Source organism: Pseudomonas sp. RW407, from assembly GCF_003176655.1.
GTDB classification, from domain to species: domain Bacteria; phylum Pseudomonadota; class Gammaproteobacteria; order Pseudomonadales; family Pseudomonadaceae; genus Pseudomonas; species Pseudomonas delhiensis.
In genome coordinates this window covers 1017132-1035063 of record NZ_QGSL01000107.1, presented here as the reverse complement: position 1 = coordinate 1035063, position 17932 = coordinate 1017132, and the positions used below count along the sequence as shown (strand labels likewise).

Here is a 17932-nt window from a genome sequence, read left to right as displayed (position 1 = left end):
TTATGCCCACGGGCCCATGAAGGGCGGCTCATACCAGGCGCAACCGCCGTGCGTGATGCTCTCGGGCAACTGCGCATGGTGTACCGGCAGCGTCATCGGCTTGGGAGCGACACCGTCGAGGCCCACGCGGTCCATTCCATAGAAGACCTGTATCGCCACCGTGTCCGGACCCTGGATCCAGAAGCCATAATGGATGCCGGGTGAAAGCTCGGCCGGCAGGTCCAGGATGCGAACTCCCTGTTGCTCGAGGAACCGGCGCGCATCGAGCAACTGCTGGTAGCTGGCCACAGCGAAGCCATAGCCGGCTGCGAAGCCCAGCTTCTCGCGCAGGGCGTTCGGGTACAGCGCCAACGTATGGTGTTCCGAGTCGGCGCGCAGGAAGGCGCATTCGTGGCCATGCACAGCGACACGCTCACTGACCTTCAGCCCCAGAACGCCACAGTAGAAATCCAGCGAGGCCTGAAGGTCCGACACGAACAGCGCGACTCGCCCCAGATGGGTCAGCTTGAACGGCTGCGGCATCAGGATGCCTTCGACCTGGTACCTCGCTTCCAGCGGCACTTCCCAGCGGTAGCCGCCGCTGGCGCCGTTGCGCAGCAAGGCGTTGTCCACCTCGATGTACTCGGGAATCTGCGGAAGCTCGGGCAACGTGGTGAAGCCCCGGTCGTACATGGTTTCGGGTTTGCTGCGGCCATCCCAGCCGATCTGCTCCATGCCATAGAAGATCTCGTTGACGTAGCCATCGGGATCGTAGGCATAGGCGTGCCAGTTGGAGCCGGGGGTATCGCGCCCGATGCGGCGCAGCTTGGCCTTGCGATCGAGGAAGGACACGCCGTCGACGACTTCCTGCAAGCTGCCGACCTGCCAGGACAGCTGGTTCACCACCGCGCCCTTTCGGGCGGGCTCGCGGGTGTCGATCAGGTTCTGGCTACCGATCACCAGCGTGTGGTGGTCCGTGCCGCAGCGCAGGAACCAGCCGGTGGCATCCACTTTCGACAGCGGCTGCTTCAGGCGCGAGGTGAAGTCGTCGATGTCGCTGATGCTCAGGCCCAGCTTGCGGGTGAGGAAGCCGACGGTTGCCGTGATGTCCGGCGAGTGATAGCCGAAATGCCCGATACGCCGGATGCGGAACGGCTGCTCGAGACAAAGTCCACCGATAGTGAAGCTCATGGGATTCTCCTTGGGGGGCAAAGGGGTCAGGATTCGCGCGCTAGGCTCACCGTGCTGCGCAGGCTCGTAGCCAGCGCCCGGACCAGCGTGTTGAGCCGGGCCGCAGTGGCGCCACCGAAGGCGTAGAAGTCCGGACGCAGAATCAGCACCTCGATGTCGTGGCGGTCGAGATAGCCGACGTAGGTACCGTCGATATCGTCAACGGCATACTTCGATTCGGCGTCTTCGAACACGGCGATCGAACAACCGATGCTTTGCAGGTACTCGGCCTCGGCCTGGCCCAGACTCTCGGACGGGTCGCGGCGGCACCACAGCTGGAAGCCGTAGCCCAGGCGTTCGTCGCCGCGGACGATGCTTCCGTCCAGGCGAACCCGCCCTTGCGGCGCGCACTCGCCGGCAGCGCCCTTGAGCAGGCCCTCTTCGTCGAAGAACAGCGCACCAGCCTCGAGGCTGGGGAGCGCCGGCGGATGGCCTTCGCCCTTAGCGCGCATGTCGCGGTCACGCGCGGAGGCTTGTTCCAGATCGACGATGTTAACGACGCGGGAGAGGCGATCGGAAGCAAGCACAATGGTGGTGACGTGCGGCTCGCGCTCTTCGCGGTAGGTGTCGAGCAGTTCCTCTTCGCTGCGGCCGGCCAGCACCTCGACCAGCTTCCAGCCCAGGTTTCGCCCATCGCGGATGGCGGCGCAGGCCCCCTGCCCCATGTAGGGCGGCATCGTGTGCGCCGCATCGCCAGCGAGGAACACCCGGCCCACGCGCCATTCGGTCGCCACACGGGTGCGATAGTGGTACACGACCTGGCGAAGGATACGGACGTCTTCCGGCCCTATCCCATGCTTCCTGGCCATGAACTCCCAAGCGACCGAGGGATCGGTTACGGCTTCGTCGGTTTCGTCTTCCATGACGCGGAACTCCAGGCGCAGGCGCTTGGTGCCGATCGGCATGTGCATATGGGGACGCTCGGGATCCATGAAGATCTTCAGCGTCATGAGGTCATCCGAGACAGGACGCAGCAACTCGGCATCGAAGTTCAGCCAGCGCTGGTGCATGTCATAGTCGCGGACACCCAGGCCGAGCACCTGACGAATGAAGCTGCGCGCACCGTCGGTGCCGACGACGTATTTGGCCCTGACCGTGCGCGGCTTGCCGGCGCCTCGCTCGGTGGGCGAGATGATCAGGTGAACGCCATAGGCGTTCTGCCAGAGTTCGGTGGCTTCCCAGCCCCGCAGCAGCTCGACGTTGGGCATCGATTCGACCTTGGCTGCGATGGCCCGCTCGAAGTCGGGCTGGAAGACAGAGAGCCGCGAAGGCCAGCCACCCAGCTGACCGTCGTAGCGCACGACCATGAGCGGGTCGCCAGCGGCATCGACGAAGTTGCAGGTCTCCTGCACCAGCGTCTCCGCCAGCGCGGCATCGATATCCTGGGAAGTCGCCTGGAGAACCCGGCAGACCTCGCCATCGAGCGTGGTGAGGCGCGGCAGTGGATACGGCTGGGGCCAGCGCTCCACCACCAGAACCCGGAACCCCGCGGCACCGATAGTGGAAGCAAGCACCTCGCCTGCAGGCCCGTAACCGACCACGACGACATCGTAGTTCGAATCCTGCTGAGCTACGTCGTTGGCGACGTGTACAGCGTCTTTGAAGTCGCTCACTTTTATTATCCTTGTATTGGCTTCTTGCTGAGGACGTCCCCAGACTAGGCCAACTCAAGTCATAGATTGCAGCGCTTCAAAAAATTACCGTCATCACTTCAGGTGATGACGTGCTCTCCTCCCACCTGGCGCAGGCATCGCCAGGAATTGGCGCCTGAAACCCACGCCTCCACTCAGATGAATGCCTTGGCTGCCTCGAGCAGCCGCTCCTTCATCCAGTTATGCGCGGGCACATTGTTGCTGCGCTGGTGCCAGGTCAGATGCAGCACGGCATTGGGCAGCTCCAGCGGCAACGGTCGGATCTGCACCTCCCGCCTGGCATCCGGCGTCGTGGCGAAGCGTTCCGGGATCACGGCGATGAGGTCGGTGTCCCGCAACATTCGAGTCACCACCGAGTAGTGGTTCAGCGAAAGGCAGACATTGCGCTTGAGTTCGAGGCTGGCGAGTGCATCGTCGAGCAGGCTCGGAGCGTCCTCGTGGCCTGAGGCGTTCACCGCCAGATGGGACGCCTCACAGAAGTCGACCAGCGTCATCTTGCGCTCGAACAGCGGGTGCCCGTGCCGCGCCGCCACCACCAGCCGATCGCTGAACAGTGGCATCGACTGCAGGACGGCCGCTCGGGGCAGGTCGATACTGATGGCGAAATCCACCTCGCCGCGCATCAGCCGAGGCCCGGTCAGTGCGGGGTCGTGGGGCACGAAGAACAGCGAGGTATGCGGCGAGAGCTCATGCACTCGGCGATAAAGGTGCGGGGCGAACAGCAGCACCGAGATATCGACCATCGCGATGCGGAAGCGCTGCTCCAGGTGCGCGATGTCCTGGTCCGGCGGGTTGACGGTCCCCCTTAGCTCGACCACCGCCTTGTGAATGCGCGGCCAGAGCTCCATGGCCCTCGGCGTAGGGTCGACGCCGCGCGCCGCCTTCACGAACAGTTGATCCTGAAACTGGCGGCGCAAGCGGTTCAGTGCATTGCTCACCGCCGCCTGGGTCATGTCCAGCCGCTCGGCGGCCCGCGTGACGTGACGCTCCGTCATCACCACGTCGAAGACGTTGAAAAGGTTTAGATCCACTCGAGAAACGGGCTGAGCGACCGACATTGCATCCCCTCGCGTTATCACTTCAGAAAATGACGTTAATAACCCTGAACATCTTATTCAATAAAGGCCGCAACCATAGAATCCAGGTCAAGCGGTAATTTCTGCCCAGGCTCTTGCACAGCGGGCAGCTCCAACAACAACAAGAATGTGAGTTCGCCCCATGAAGCTCGAACGATTCCGTCGCTACGAGAACGGCTTGCTGGCCATGCTGTTCGCGGCAAATGGCCTGATGTTCTTCGACCGCCTTGCCGTCAATTTCCTGATGCCCTTCATCCAGGCCGAATTCTCCCTGACCAAGCTGCAGATCGGCGCCCTGAATGCAGCCCTGGGGCTCAGCTGGGCCGCGTCCGGATGGCTGCTCGGCAGCTTCGTCGACCGCCGGGAGAACAAACGAAAGCTCCTGGTCGCCGCCGTGGTGTCGTTCTCGCTGTTCTCCATCCTTTCCGGCCAGGCCGTCAGTTTCTTCACGCTGCTGATCGCACGCGTCCTGATGGGAGTGGCCGAGGGGCCGGTCCTTCCCGTGAGCCAGGCACTGATGATCGCCGCGTCCACGCCTTCTCGGCGTGGCTTCAACATGGGCTTCATTCAGGCCGTGTCCACGGGCATCTTCGGCTCGGTGCTCGGGCCCGCCCTGCTGATTCCGCTCGCCAGTGGCCTGGGATGGCGCACGGCCTTCCTGATCGCCGGGATTCCGGGGCTGATCCTAGCCGTCGTGCTCTGGCGATACGTTCGCGAGCCATCCCTTGCCGTGCTGGCCAGGATGTTCCCCAAGGAGGAATCGCCAGGTGCCGAACCTCGCCCGCTGCTGAGCCACAACCTGAAGCTCTGCATCCTGGTGGCCTGCCTGTTCCTGACGACGTTCTTCTCGGTCACGATCTTCGCCCCGCTCTACCTCTTCCAGCAGCGGCACTTCGACAGCTCGACCATGACGCTGCTGATGACCGTCATCGGCCTTTCCGCGGTCCTCGGTGGCGCGCTGGTGCCGGCCATTTCCGACTATCTAGGCCGTCGGCTGACGCTTGCCGCAGCCGCCCTGCTGACCTCCCTGACGCCGCTGATCGTAGCGTTCGCCGACGCCAGCGTGCCGCTCTTGTGCGTTGCCCTGTTCATCACCTACCTGGGCGTGGGGTGCATGCCAATCTTCCTCGCCACCATTCCCGCCGAATCCACGTCCGGCGCCTACGTCAATCGAGCGATCGCCCTGGTCGTGGGTATCGGCGAGGTCTTTGGCGGCTGCGCCTCGCCCGTCCTGATGGGCCTGTCCGCCGACCTGTTCGGCCCCTCGGCCCCGTTCACCATCGGTTTCATCAGCGCCGTCGCGGCCGCCGCCATTGCGCTCTTCATCCGGGAGACCGCGCCACGCGCCCTCGGCCGTTCGGCAAAGCGCTCCAGTTGCCCGGGCACCGCCGAGATTCACTCGTAAGAGCGCCCCCGACGCTCGACATCCGTTGAACAAGGAGAACGACATGCAAGCAGAACTCATCGACCGCCTGGCCATCCGGGACCTCGTGGAAAACTGGGCAATCTGGCGCGACGCCGGCGACTGGGCACGCTTCCAGACGGTCTGGCACGACGACGGGGTGATGATGGCGACCTGGTTCCAGGGCCCGGCCAGGGAGTTCATCCGCGTCACCCAGGAAGGCTGGGCGAAGGGCGTCAGCATCCTGCACTTCCTCGGCGGCACCTCGGTGGACCTGCAGGGCAACCGCGCCATCGCCCAGACCAAGATGACCATCTCCCAGCGCGGGATGGTCCAGGACGTGCTGTGCGACGTGGTGTGCACCGGGCGCTTCTACGACTTCTTCGAGAAGCGCGACGGCCGCTGGGGCCTGGTGCTTCGCCAGCCAATCTACGAGAAGGATCGTGTCGACCCCGTCGATCCCGGCGCCAGGCTGGAAATCGACCAGCAGCAGCTACAGACCTTCCCCAATGGCTACCAGCACCTGGCCTACATCCAGACGCAGATCGGCTACCAGGTGAAACGCGACATGCCGCAGCTGACCGGTGCCGAAGTGGATGCCCTCTACGCACGCGGCGCCAGCTGGCTCGCCGGGGACAATCTGTAAGCACCAGGTGACTGCCGCCTCGGCAAAGCGTTCGAGAAGGAAACCGACATGAAAGCGTTCAACTACAACATCAACCCGGCACGCATCGTCTTCGGCGAAGGCCGCACCAGCGAAGTCGCGGCCGAAGTCGCCAGGCTCCAAGCCGGCCGCGCCCTAGTGATCACCACCGAAGCCCAGCAAGCCGATGGCGAGAAACTGCTCGGGGAACTTGGTTCGGCAGGCGTGGCGCTCTTCTGCGGCGCGGTCATGCATACGCCGGTCGAAGTCACGGCTGCAGCGCTGGAAGTGCAGCGTGCCCATGAATGCGACTGCCTGATAGCCCTGGGCGGTGGCTCGACAATCGGCCTGGCCAAGGCCCTGGCGGTCCGCACTGGCTTGCCGCAAATAGCCATCCCGACCACCTATGCCGGCTCCGAAGTGACGCCGGTCCTGGGCGAGACTGAAAACGGCGTGAAGACCACCCGCAAGGCCGACACCATCCTGCCGAAGGTAGTCATCTACGACGTGCTGCAGACCCTGTCGCTACCGCCACAGGTCTCGGCGAGCAGCGCGCTGAACGCCATCGCCCACGCAGCCGAGGCGCTCTACTCCCAGGAAGCCAACCCCATCATCACCCTGATGGCCGAAGAAGGCATCGAAGCGCTCGTACGCCACCTCGACGCGATTCTGGCCGATCCCCAGGACATCGAGGCACGCACGATGGCTCAGTACGGCGCCTGGCTTTGCGGCACCTGCCTGGGCACTGTGGGCATGGCCATCCATCACAAGCTGTGCCACGTGCTGGGCGGCGCCTTCAATCTGCCTCACGCGGAAACGCACGCCATCCTGCTCCCCTACTCGCTGGCCTATAACGCCGAAGCCGCGCCACATGCCATGCGGATTCTCAGTCGCGCCCTGGGCGTCGAGGACAAACCGTGGATGGCGCTCTACGACATGCTGCGCCGTCTTGGCCTCCCCACCTCGCTAAAAGCCATCGGCATGCCAGAGGACGGCATCGAGCGCGCGGTCGAGCTGTCGCTGCAGGCTCGCTACTGGAATCCAAGAGCCCTGGAGGCAGCCCCGCTTCGCCGGCTGTTCCAGGCCGCCCTGACGGGCGATGCACCAGCAGCGTTCTAGGAGGCTTCGCCATGCGCAACTTCGACGAACACAACATCACCGAAGCGGTTCTGGATCGGCTGGCCAGCACCCGCTCACAGCGCCTGAAACACATCAGCTCGGCCCTAGTCCGTCACCTGCACGACTTCGTCCGCGAGATAGAGCCGACGCAACAGGAATGGGAGTACGCCATCGACTTCCTGACACGAACCGGCCAGATGTGCAGCGACACCCGCCAGGAGTTCATCCTCCTCTCCGATGCGCTCGGCGTGTCGATGCTAGTGGATGCCATCAATCACAGGTTCCCCGGGAACGCCACGGAAACAACCGTCCTCGGTCCATTCTTCGTGAAGGAGGCGCCGGAGCTGCCGCTGGGCTCGGTGATCAGCCGCCCTGAGGACGGCCCCGCCCTGCTGATCGAGGGAAGCGTCCGCAGCCTGGACGGCTTGCCGCTGGCAAGCGCCAGCGTCGACATTTGGCATGCCGATGCCGATGGCTACTATGACGTGCAGCGCGATGCCGATGAGCTGAGCTCTCGTGTGCGAGTTCGTACCGATGAAAACGGTAACTTCTGGGTTCGTGGCGCCATCCCCGCGGCCTATCCGATCCCCAACGATGGGCCCGTGGGACAGATGCTGGAAGCACAGGGACGCCATCCCTATCGCCCTGCCCACGTGCACTTCATGATCGCCGCATCAGGGTATGAAACCCTGGTCACGCACCTTTTCCTGGCCAACAGCGACTACCTGGATTCGGATGTGGTATTCGGAGTGAAGGATTCGCTAATCGAACGGTTGCAGGACACACAGCCGGGAATCACCGCTCATGGAGCAAAGGTGGAGCATCCCACTCCTACGCTGCGTCGCGATTTTGTGCTGGCACCAGCCAGATAAATGCGCTCCACAATCTCCGATGTCTGACTGCCATAATCGGGGTTTACAGGGCTTCGGCCCTGTTTTTTATTTTTTCAACCGACTGCTTAGATACTGTCTAGTAGCAGCAGTCCATCACATGGGACATGCCTCTCAGGATACGGCGTTCTCAGAGAACGCCAGGTTCCCTCTTGAACTGACGTGGCCATTAACTTACCTAAGCCAAGCAGTTAACGACTGAACTCTTACCGGTGATTCGGTTCAGTCGCTTGTACGCATCTCACTCGATACCAAGCGATAAGACAATGTGCCGATGACAGTCAAACTGCCACTGCCTACCCGCGACTGCACCCAAAGCCGTGGCAACCATCTCCAAAGCGCTTAGTAGTAACCTTGCAGAGGTAGCTGGCACGATGGAACAGTTGGGCCAATGCGCACCCATCTCCGCGATCCACTCTGTACATTGCGTTATCTGGTAGCTCGACCAAGCCCAACACTTGATTGATTTGCAGCCCCAAGGCACTGGCCCAAGCCTCCTGCAACCGGCTGACCATGTTGGGGTTTTCCGACTGTAGCCGCCCCACGGTGTAGAAAGCATCCCGGTTGAGCAGAATCAGCATGTGATAGTGCGGGCGCTGCCCCGCTCCAATTTCTCTCACCCACACGTAGCGAACTTTACATCCATGAGCGGAGGGGTTCTGCTCCCGGGCCTTCGCTCGGTTGTGTTCAATCTTTGCCTTGAAGGACTCAATAAGCCGGCTCATCACTTGATTGGTATATACGTAATCAGGCAAGTCGACGCCAAGAGGAAGGCGAAGATCAACCCTGAAGGCCAGGAGCCTAGGATACTGCCCAAGCGCTAGGTCGATAGTGTTCTTCAGGGATGCTAGGTACTCAGTGACGAATGGACCTTTCTCGACCATTACAGGAAGGCCTTCGAAGAAGGCGTCAATGTAGATATGAAGATTAGTATTTTGTGGATGACGTAGCATGACTACCACTCTCTGTGCTTAGTTTCATATACTCAGCAAGCGTGGTATTTTTTAAATCTTGCAGATTCATCATCACAACACACTGTGTACCTTTGGGAGGTACACAGTGAACTATTAGTGTTAACTATAAAACATACTACCCACACAGAAACACTAACGACAATCGTGCCTAGGCACCCTGGGACTTACAAGAAAAAATATTAAAAAATCAACTCCGGCAAAAAACCACCATAGTCCAGCGCAAGCTAGACCATGGCGGCAACCAGACCAAACATCCCACAGACCTAAGAAACCATGCCCAAGACTCTGTCACGCTCCTCGACTCTTTCGAGAATCCAATTATGAACCTCACTCTCCAACCAACCAACGCATCGATCGCCCAGTGACACGGGCTTAGGAAATACGCCCTCCGACACGTACTTATAAACTGTTGACCGGGCCAGACCTGTCGAGCCCATTACCTCTTTCAGTCGAATAATCCGCATGGTTGTGATCCTCATGTCTAACCAGAGGATCACGCAGACCAGTATTTTTTCTCACGAAGGAAAGATCTCTACCGCTACATCAGAATGGCTTGGGTTTACGGGATCGAAGCTTGAGTGGAGCAGCGTCGGAACGGGTTAAGAGTCCCTTCTCTATCCAATGAGCATGGTCATTCGAGCGGAGCCATGTAGAGTCAATTCCATTCGAAATGCTCCCACAGTTCGTGAGAACGACCAATGGCTGGGCACGATCACTAAAATCGGGGAGAACGCAGAAACTCCATGAGGCATCCCCTATCATTTCTGCTAGGTCTCCATCACCATTACAGAGCTTGCTCTGAACCTGACTCGCAATGCGCCTGACCTGCAGCATAAACCAGGGAATGTCAGAGACAGGCAGCTCAGCTCTTAGTAGCCTCTCTGCAAGATACTGTTCCCCCCGCAAGGAGGTGGGGCTATTCACCCGAAGCTCATGCCAGCTCCGAGACAGGACGCCTGATATCAATACCAGTACCAAATTACGAAAATACCGCCTCAGCTCCGGCCTTCTGCGCAGCTCAGCATGTCCGCCATCTCCCACCAGTCGATATAAGATTGAGCTTTCCTCCCTGGAAATATCTTGCCAAATCGGCGCACCTAGACATATCGCTCGCCAAGCAGGAAAGAAGCAGCTCCAGAACGGGTGTAGAAGGTTGAGATAGATGTAACTCTTGGCAATACCGAATACGGCCGCGCCAGTCACCCCAGGTACAACCCCGCTGACCAGCCCGATTTCTTTTAGTCTCTGCAGTTGAACCTTGACCTGATTAGGGGAGAACCCCGTCAACTTAGCAAGATCCCCGAGGCTGGTTGGCCTAAGCCTTCCCCCGAGCTCTTCTCGATCCAGCAGGATTACTAGCAGTAGGCGATTATTCACGCTCAGCCTCTTTCCGAATCGTTGTGGGAGCCAGTCCTGATCTTGATTCTGGTATCCACTTAGCACCGCTCGGATCGCGTCTATGTGCTTAGTCCCTCTACGACCCACATTGATCTTTGGCCAGAAGCCCGCCTCCAGGATCCATTGGCAACGCTCTAGGTCCCGATAAGCCCGTGCACCTATGCGTGCCGAAATCTGCACGCTGGAAAAAAGACTTGGCTTGTCAGCCCAAGGCTCACTTGCCCCCACAGGGGAAAGGCATAGGGCCATCGCCAGGAATTTCCCTTCAGGCGTAGAAGGCCCGCTCGTCCCTCCCACTGCCAGCCTGAGAACTGCGATCAACGCTTCATTTCCAGCCATTCCCGCCCCCGAATTTTCACAAATACACCCTGTAAAAATACTACATCACGTGACTTAGTCACATTACAAAATCACACGATGGAGTCACACAGCAGATCCGTGTTATGGCATCCTCCCCCCAAATATGGAAATAAATCTCGGGATCCCTCTAATGCAAAACACAAAAGCACACGACTTAAGCTGGATAAAGGAAAGCAATCTAGAGCAACTAAAATGGGCAGTCAGCTACATACAGAAAAAAAGTTCATATAACTCTATAGGCATCATAACTGACAGCATGACCATAAACAGAATTGATCTTCACCTCACTCAAACCATGGAAGTAAACCAAAGAAAGCTATTTATAATTAGCATGAGAAATGCTTGGAGAGCAAAGATCTCTCGAAAGAACAGAACATCCGATTCAGCCGCATTTCAAGTTTACCTGCCAAAACAAACAATAAAAGAAATAAATTCTCGCTCCAGAATATACAAAATCAAAAACGCGAAATACATTGAAAATCTAATTAAAGGCGAAATGGAATCTTACAGGCAGCACCAGGAAGTCTCCAAACACAACAAAAAACTTACGAAAGATACGCTTGACCACCTTAAAATCGAAAATACCCTCCTCAAAGAAAAACTCAAAGAAGCACACACCCAAATAGAAAATCTAAACAAAGCAATAGAAGAATGCAGAAAAAACTCAGAGGAAAAAACAACCTCTTTCCACTCCAACGCTGCTGACTTAGGGCTTCCCTAATAACTTTCCAACCTAGCAAAGAGCCTTTGACCTAACAACGCACCACATCAGATGACGCAATCAGAAACCAGTAGTATCTGGAAGAGCCAGAATCGACAGAACCCGATAACTACACGAACATACTCCATGAGCAGCTAAAGTAGAGCAAACAAGCCTCACTATGCCGTCGCGGTTCCGACCATTCAGCCAATTACTCAAGACTGACATAGTCTAAATATATTAGTTTATATTTCACCAAGGAGCCGAACTGAGGTGTGCTTTCGTTGGTGAGAGCCATTTTCCTGGGCCGAAGAATTCCAGCCTAACCATTTGCAACAGAAGCTAATAGCTCATACCACGCAGGAAATCCAAAGCAAGACAATCCTGCCTCGATACGCGAGTATATTTTGAATTAGAAGCCTTATAGACTAAACTGGAGATAATCGTCGTGGATACTAGCCGGCAAGCGCTTCCTCTTCGCTAGAAACTTAGGAAAGGCATCAGTACTCTTAAGATCCTAACGCCTGCAAGAAGCTCGCTCGATAATCCGTGGGTTTCAGATACACATGCTGAGAGAGATCACCGCGAAGCGTGAACAAGCGTGGCTCGTTGCGAAACCGAAATACCCGATAGAGGTAAAACTGATTCCCCGCCTCTTTCGAGAACTCCAGTTCGTTGTGGCTTACCAAGAAGGGAGAGGCGATACCGCTGTTGGTGGTTTTTACTTCGATGAAACGAGACTGGCCATCGCGCTCGAAAGAAAGAATGTCATAGCCAGCGCCATCGCCTTGGCTATCAGCGACCCATTCCAGGTTTGAAATAGCTCGGGATGGCCCAGATCCGTCAGTCGTTGCTGCTCGAAACCGGTGGTCCACTGCTCCCCAGCACGCCCCAACTCACGATTGGCCTCGTCTCGCGCGGCATAGTCCAGCTTGCGCGGCAAGCGCTGGCGAACGGTAGCACGGACTCTGCAAACGCCTTGGGCGATGGTGGATCGACCAAGGCTGCCAAAAATGCTTTTTCCCTAGGCTGCTTGACCTCCTCCATCGCATCGATGTGTCCCCTCTTGCCAAGGCACTTGAAGTGTTCGCAAGCTCTCGGAACTGGCATCAGCTCCACTCCCCAAAGAACCTCGTCATGGCCCTGACCGGCGAGACCGGCGAGCTGACGGAGATATTTCAATGGATGAGCGAAGAGGATTCTCGATCAATCCCAGGCAACGCGCGATCGACGGGCTGCGCAAAGGCGACCGATTCGTCGTCTCCCGAACTTTCACGTCCGAAGAAATCCAGCGATTCGCGGATATCTCCCGTGACTACAATCCTGTGCACCTCGACCGTCCCTATGCCGAGCTACGCAATTTTCGCGAGCCCATTTCCCATGGGCTTCTGACCGAGATCGGCGGGCAGATCGGGTGGCTGGCGGCCGGCATGAGCTTCCGGTTCAAGCAACCGGTATACGCCGGAGAGGAAATCACCTGCGTCTGGGAGATCACAGATATCGACGAGCGTGGTCGCGCCAGTGCGTCAATCCAGATCACCAATTCGGATGCTGTAGTCGTGCTGGAAGTGGAAACTACCGGTGTGCTGCCGGGGGAAAAGGAGCGGACACGGCTGTGGAAAATGCTGGCGGAAGGTGATCCAACCAATGGCGCTCGCTCCTAGCTGAAGCAATGTCCGCTTCGGGTCGAAAGCAGACCTCGGTAATCGTCAGCTTCCGCCCCCATGGCAGCCATACCGCCGCGATGCCAAGCGCTAAGCCGGCTGATGCCAGGCGTCCATAGGCCTCCTGCGCTTCCCCACTCGGTCAGGCCTGCGCCCGCGGCCGCTTCAAAAACTGTACTTCACCGACAACATCAGATTCCGCGGCTCCCCATACACATTGCTCGGCACCGTGACAGACGAACTCAAGGAGTTGTAGTACTTCTTGTCGAACGCATTGTTCAGGTTCAACTGCGCATCGATATGGGCAGTCGGCTTGAACCCCAGCATGAAGTCCACCAGCGTGTAGGCGTCCTGCTCGATCATGTAGGTGGTGCCTTTGTTGTAGATGCGGTTCTGCCGGTACAGGGAACTACCAATGCGCCATTGGTCGAGCGCGCCTGGCAGGGTGTAGGTGGTGCTCATCTTGAACAGGTGTCGCGGGATGTCGGTATCGAACAGGCGACCTTCGTTGGACTTGTTCGCATCCTTGCGGTATTTGGCTTCGGTGAAGGTGTAGCCGGCGCCCAGTTGCCAGTTGGGCGCGAGTTGCCCTTGCAGTTCCAGTTCGATGCCTTTGCTGCGCACCTCGCCGGCCGCCTCGTAGCAGGAAGTGGTGGGATAGCTAGGGCAAAGGCTCTGGTCGGTGATGGCCTTGGCGCGGTTTTCCTGGTCCAGTTGGAAGATGGCGGCCGAGGCGTTCAGGGCGCCGTCGAAATACTCGCCCTTGATGCCCAGTTCGTAGTTCTTGCCAGTGATAGGAGCGATGACCGAGCCGGAGGTGTCGAAATAACTCTGCGGCTTGAAGATGTCGGTGTAGCTGACGTACACCGAGTGACGCGCGTCCAGGTCATAGACCAGGCCCGCGTATTTGGTCACGTGGCGATTGACCTTGAGTTCGGTCTCGGTGCCTTTGTAGGGGGCGCTGGTATCGTTCTCGTACCAGTCCAGACGGCTGCCCAGAATCAGTTTCAGTGGGTCGGCCAGGCTCAGACGGGTGGTGGCGTAAACGCTGTTGAGCTTGGCATTGGTGTTCTGCCAACCGTATTTGGTCTGGCTGGCAATTTTCGGGGTATCGGCGTTCCAGTTGTAGAGATCGATATTGCTGTGCAGCAGCACGTTTACCGGCACGTCGCCATTGAACACCACGCGGCGATGGCTGGCACCGACCACCAGCTCGTGGTCGCGGTCCAGCAGGCGGAACGGGCCGCTGGCGTAGGCGTCGAAGCTGTTCTGGCTTTCACGGTAATGGCCGGCGCCCACGTACTGGTCATAGGTTTGGGTGGCGGTGCGCCCCAGTATGTAGGTGCCCAGCATGTCCAGGTCGGCCCAGGACTTGGTGGCCGACACGTTGAGTTTCCAGCCGTTGTCCAGGGCGTGCTCGATGGCGGCATATGCGGAGGTGCTGGTCTTGTTCCAGTACTCCCAGTCATTGCTCAGGGAAGTGGAGCGCGGCAGCTTCAGGTCGCTGCCGTCGAAGCCCACGGGCAGGCCGGTCCAGCCGTTACCGTTGTAGTCGTCCTGCTGGCGCGAAGCGCTGAGCGTCAGGGTGGTGCTGTCGTTCAGGTCAGCCTCTACGATCCCGTAGAACAGGTTTCGCTCGTTATCCAATGAGTCGCGGAAGCTGCCCTGGGTCTGGTAAGCGGTGACCAGGCGACCGCGCACAGCGCCATTGTCGGTCAGCGGGCCGGACAGGTCGACGTCGGTGCGGTAGCGATCCCAGGTGCCGGCGCTGCCCTGGATGCTGGCCTGGAACGTTGGCGTAGGGCGCTTGCGAACCAGGTTGATGGCCGCAGCCGGGTTTCCGGCGCCCTGCATCAGGCCTGTGGCGCCGCGCACCACCTCCACCCGGTCGTACATGGCCATGTCCGCGGACAGCAGGTCTTGGGACAGCTGCGAGCTGTCGAGGCTGGTGGGCAGGCCGTCGTACATGATGTTGTCGAGGGCAAAACCGCGGGCGTAGTAGGTGGATCGCTCAGCGCCCGTGCGCCGAAGAACCATGCCCGGGGTGTTCTGCACGACGTCGTTGAGGTCGGTCAGGGCCTGGTCGTCGAGGCGCTGGCGAGTCATCACTGTGACCGACTGCGGCGTTTCACGCAGCGAGAGGTTCAGCTTGGTGGCGGTTTGCATGGCGCCGGTCGTATAGGAGCCCGTTCCCTCGGTCAGGCCATCCTGGCGAGCGCCCATGATTTCGCTGCTGTCCATCTTCAGTGGCTGCTCGGCTTCGGCTACCGGCCGCAGAACATAGAGGCCGTCGCCCTGCCGTGAGGCGCGCAGCCCAGTCCCCTCGAGCAGCCGGCTCAGGCCGGTGTCGACGTCAGCATCGCCGCTCAGGCCTCGACTCTTCAGCCCCTGTACCCGCTGCGGCTCCAACGGCAGCGTGATGCCCGCCTGGCTCGCGAACTCCGCCAGCGCAGCGTCCAGCGGGCCAGGGGCTATCTCGAAGTGGCGTTGATGGCTGGCCTGGTCGGAGGTGTCGGCCTGCACGGACGCGGCGAAACCGATCGAGCCCAGGCTCAGTCCGAGCGCAGCGGCGCGCAACGCCTTTGCAAGTTCGCTAGGGCGTGCTGCGCGGCGCGAAGCGAAGGGGTGAAGCTGCATGAGTGACTCCCTGTGTCGAGCATGTTTTTTCGTTGTGTACTCGGGTGACACGCGAGAGACGAAAAAGACGACAGAAAGAATTCGGCAGCGCCAATCAGCTGGGCCGATCAGCTGGAAATGGGCGCGATGGTGACCCAGTAACGGGTGCGATAGCGGATCTCCACCGGCAGCACCTGAGTCAACGCATGGAGCGCCTGGTCAGTGTCGTGCAGTTGAAACGCTCCGGAGACTTCCAACTGCGCAACCTCGGGGTCGCAGCGCAACAGGCCGGGGCGGTATCGCCCCAGTTCGGCGGCGAAGCTTGCCAGGCTCATACGCTCGGCCTTGATCACGCCGCGGGTCCAATCGGCGATGCGTGCATCGAGCGGCTCGACGCCGCCCACATGCCGGGCATTGAATCTCGCCTGTTCACCGGCCTTCAGCAACTGGGACTCTCCAGCCCGCGAGTTCAGCTTCACCGCGCCTTCGAGCACCGCAACCTGGCTGTCCTCGGGCCATTGCCGTACCAGGAAGCGCGTGCCGATGGGTTCGACCTCGCCCTGGGCAGTTTCCACAATGAAGGGTCTGCCGGCCGGATCCTTGGCAGTGATGATCAGCACCTCGCCTGCAACCAGCCGTACCCGCCGGCTCGCACCGTCGAAGGCCACGTCGACGGCACTGTCGGTATTGAGATGAATCTGCGTGCCGTCGGCCAGAGAGATCTGGCGCTGCTCACCTACCCCACTGCGAACATCGGCATTGAGTTGCTGCCAGGACTGCGTACGACGAATCAGCAAGGCTGCAGGCGCCATTGCCAGCAGCAGCGCGAGCAACTTGAGGGCCTGTCGGCGCGTAGCGGCGTGGGAACGATCCAGCGTTTCGAGCCCCAGCTGAGGCGGGATCAGCCCCAGTCGCTGGTTGAAGCCTTCCGCCAACTGCCAGGCTCGCTCGTGCTCCGGGTCGGCTGCACGCCAGCGCTCGCAATCGCGACGTTGCGCCTCGCTGACGCGCGGCCCCTGAAGGCGCACATACCAGCGCGCGGCCTGGCGAGCGATATCACGGTCGATGGGTTGCACGCTCACGGGTGCTCCGGCACTTCCGCCGCCAGCACGATGCACTCTTCGAAAGCCAGCGCGAGATAGCGCTGAACGCTACGTACGCTCACGCCCAACCGCTGGGCGATGGCATCCTGGGTGAGCCCTTCGAGCTGGTACAGGAGGAACGCCTGGCGTACCTTGCTCGGCAGGCGGGCCAGTACCGCATCGACCTCATGCAGGGCTTCGAGCACCAGAGCCTGATGCTCCAGCGAAGGCGTGCACGCCTCCGGCAGGCTGGCCAGGACTTCCAGATACGCCTGCTCCAGCGAGCGCCGACGGTAGAGATTGATCACCAGCCGCCGGGCGATGGTCAGCAGGTAGGCTCGCGGCGTCGCGATTGGCTGCTGCAGCGCAGCGGGCGAAACGAGCAAGCGGACGAAGGTATCCTGGGCCAGGTCGGCCGCATCGCAGCGGTTGCCCAATCGGCGATTGAGCCATCCGCGCAGCCATCCGTGGTGGTCCTGGTACAGCCGGCCGAGCAGCAGTTGATCCTCTGTAGCGGCAGTAGCGTGCATGGAGTGGCATTCCATAATATGCGAATGACTCTCATTATATTTTTATGCCGCCTCTTCCATCAAGGCATTCGGGCCGGGATCAGCGCGCCTTATCGCGCATGTCCGCCATGGGGGCCGTGTGGGGCATACAGATAGAAACCCGCAAAGGACTGGCACCAGGGCTGAAGCACGCGCACCGACGCCCCAGATGCCAGTTGTTCGCGAATGCAGACGTCCAGGTACTTGACCAACCCCAAGCCCTGTATAGCTACCTTGAGCATGCTCTCGTCGTCGTTGAACACGGCGCTGCCACGCGGATCGAACACCTGGGTATAGGCTTCGGCGCCAGTGAGGTGAAGGCCCAGCGATCCAACGTCCCGCTGCTCGTGAAGCGATACGCCAGGCACCGCAGTCGTCTGGAGGATGCCATGGCGCCGGCGAGCCCATGATCGCCATCTCGATGCGCGGAGTGATCAATACCACCACCATGTGCTCGTCCAGGCTTTCCCCCAGACGAATCCCCACATCTGCGCCGTCGGCAATGATGTTGGTGAAGCCGTCATTGAGCACCAGTTCCAGCCGCAGCCCCGGATAGCGGGCAAGAAACTCGCCCAGGTGCGGCTCCAGCAATGTCCGGG

The 17932-nt window shown here is 59.8% G+C and carries 16 protein-coding genes; 6 read left to right on the top strand and 10 right to left on the bottom strand.

Annotated elements, in window-relative coordinates:
- The 3 genes from DK254_RS28820 to DK254_RS28810 form a co-directional block, all read right to left on the bottom strand.
- Complete coding sequence (locus DK254_RS28820) at positions 1–1170, bottom strand: VOC family protein (RefSeq protein WP_109936559.1); 1170 nt, start codon at positions 1168–1170, stop codon at positions 1–3.
- Between the two features lie 26 nt (positions 1171–1196).
- The gene (locus DK254_RS28815; protein ID WP_158546451.1) at positions 1197–2822 is read right to left on the bottom strand and encodes a bifunctional 3-(3-hydroxy-phenyl)propionate/3-hydroxycinnamic acid hydroxylase; all 1626 of its coding nucleotides are present in this window, start codon (positions 2820–2822) and stop codon (positions 1197–1199) included.
- A 173-nt stretch (positions 2823–2995) separates the two neighbouring features.
- Positions 2996–3919, bottom strand: coding sequence for a LysR family transcriptional regulator (locus DK254_RS28810; protein WP_109936557.1), 924 nt, complete (start codon positions 3917–3919; stop codon positions 2996–2998).
- A 160-nt stretch (positions 3920–4079) separates the two neighbouring features.
- Between DK254_RS28810 and DK254_RS28805 the strand changes: the two genes are divergently transcribed.
- Genes DK254_RS28805 through DK254_RS28790 form a run of 4 tightly spaced genes read left to right on the top strand, consistent with a single transcriptional unit; the run spans position 4080 to position 7973 of the window.
- A complete protein-coding gene (locus tag DK254_RS28805) occupies positions 4080–5342 on the top strand; it encodes an MFS transporter (RefSeq protein ID WP_109936556.1) in 1263 nt (420 codons plus the stop codon).
- Positions 5343–5385: 43 nt separating this feature from the next.
- On the top strand, positions 5386–5985 hold the full coding sequence (locus DK254_RS28800; RefSeq protein WP_109936555.1) for a nuclear transport factor 2 family protein: 600 nt from the start codon (positions 5386–5388) through the stop codon (positions 5983–5985).
- 48 nt (positions 5986–6033) lie between these two features.
- Positions 6034–7101 (top strand): maleylacetate reductase, encoded by a 1068-nt coding sequence (locus DK254_RS28795; protein WP_109936554.1) that lies wholly within the window; start codon positions 6034–6036, stop codon positions 7099–7101.
- Positions 7102–7112: 11 nt separating this feature from the next.
- A complete protein-coding gene (locus DK254_RS28790; RefSeq protein WP_109936553.1) occupies positions 7113–7973 on the top strand; it encodes a dioxygenase in 861 nt (286 codons plus the stop codon).
- Between the two features lie 314 nt (positions 7974–8287).
- Here the strand turns inward: DK254_RS28790 and DK254_RS28785 are convergent, their stop codons facing one another.
- Both DK254_RS28785 and DK254_RS28780 read right to left on the bottom strand, forming a co-directional pair.
- Positions 8288–8944 (bottom strand): inovirus Gp2 family protein, encoded by a 657-nt coding sequence (locus DK254_RS28785; protein WP_109936552.1) that lies wholly within the window; start codon positions 8942–8944, stop codon positions 8288–8290.
- A 284-nt stretch (positions 8945–9228) separates the two neighbouring features.
- Positions 9229–9429: an AlpA family transcriptional regulator gene (locus DK254_RS28780; RefSeq protein WP_109937332.1), complete on the bottom strand. Its 201-nt coding sequence runs from the start codon at positions 9427–9429 to the stop codon at positions 9229–9231.
- Positions 9430–10853: 1424 nt separating this feature from the next.
- Between DK254_RS28780 and DK254_RS33960 the strand changes: the two genes are divergently transcribed.
- On the top strand, positions 10854–11444 hold the full coding sequence (locus tag DK254_RS33960; protein WP_146219662.1) for a hypothetical protein: 591 nt from the start codon (positions 10854–10856) through the stop codon (positions 11442–11444).
- A 488-nt stretch (positions 11445–11932) separates the two neighbouring features.
- Here DK254_RS33960 and DK254_RS34965 read toward each other — a convergent pair whose 3' ends face one another.
- Positions 11933–12298: a DUF3883 domain-containing protein gene (locus DK254_RS34965; protein WP_256595980.1), complete on the bottom strand. Its 366-nt coding sequence runs from the start codon at positions 12296–12298 to the stop codon at positions 11933–11935.
- Positions 12299–12604: 306 nt separating this feature from the next.
- Here DK254_RS34965 and DK254_RS28770 point away from each other — a divergent pair, with 306 nt between their 5' ends.
- A complete protein-coding gene (locus DK254_RS28770) occupies positions 12605–13087 on the top strand; it encodes a MaoC family dehydratase (protein ID WP_109936551.1) in 483 nt (160 codons plus the stop codon).
- A 165-nt stretch (positions 13088–13252) separates the two neighbouring features.
- On the opposite strand, the gene DK254_RS28765 is transcribed toward DK254_RS28770, so the two are convergent.
- The 4 genes from DK254_RS28765 to DK254_RS28750 form a co-directional block, all read right to left on the bottom strand.
- Positions 13253–15724 carry a TonB-dependent siderophore receptor gene (locus DK254_RS28765; RefSeq protein ID WP_109936550.1) on the bottom strand — a complete coding sequence of 824 codons (2472 nt, stop codon included), beginning with the start codon at positions 15722–15724 and terminating at the stop codon, positions 13253–13255.
- Between the two features lie 107 nt (positions 15725–15831).
- Positions 15832–16785: a FecR domain-containing protein gene (locus tag DK254_RS28760; RefSeq protein WP_109936549.1), complete on the bottom strand. Its 954-nt coding sequence runs from the start codon at positions 16783–16785 to the stop codon at positions 15832–15834.
- Entirely contained in the window at positions 16782–17315 is a 534-nt protein-coding gene (locus DK254_RS28755) for a sigma-70 family RNA polymerase sigma factor (protein ID WP_109936548.1), read from the bottom strand. The genes DK254_RS28760 and DK254_RS28755 overlap by 4 nt, the downstream gene beginning before the upstream one ends.
- A gap of 42 nt (positions 17316–17357) precedes the next feature.
- The gene (locus DK254_RS28750; RefSeq protein ID WP_158546450.1) at positions 17358–17924 is read right to left on the bottom strand and encodes a LysR substrate-binding domain-containing protein; all 567 of its coding nucleotides are present in this window, start codon (positions 17922–17924) and stop codon (positions 17358–17360) included.
- Positions 17925–17932: the final 8 nt, after the last annotated feature.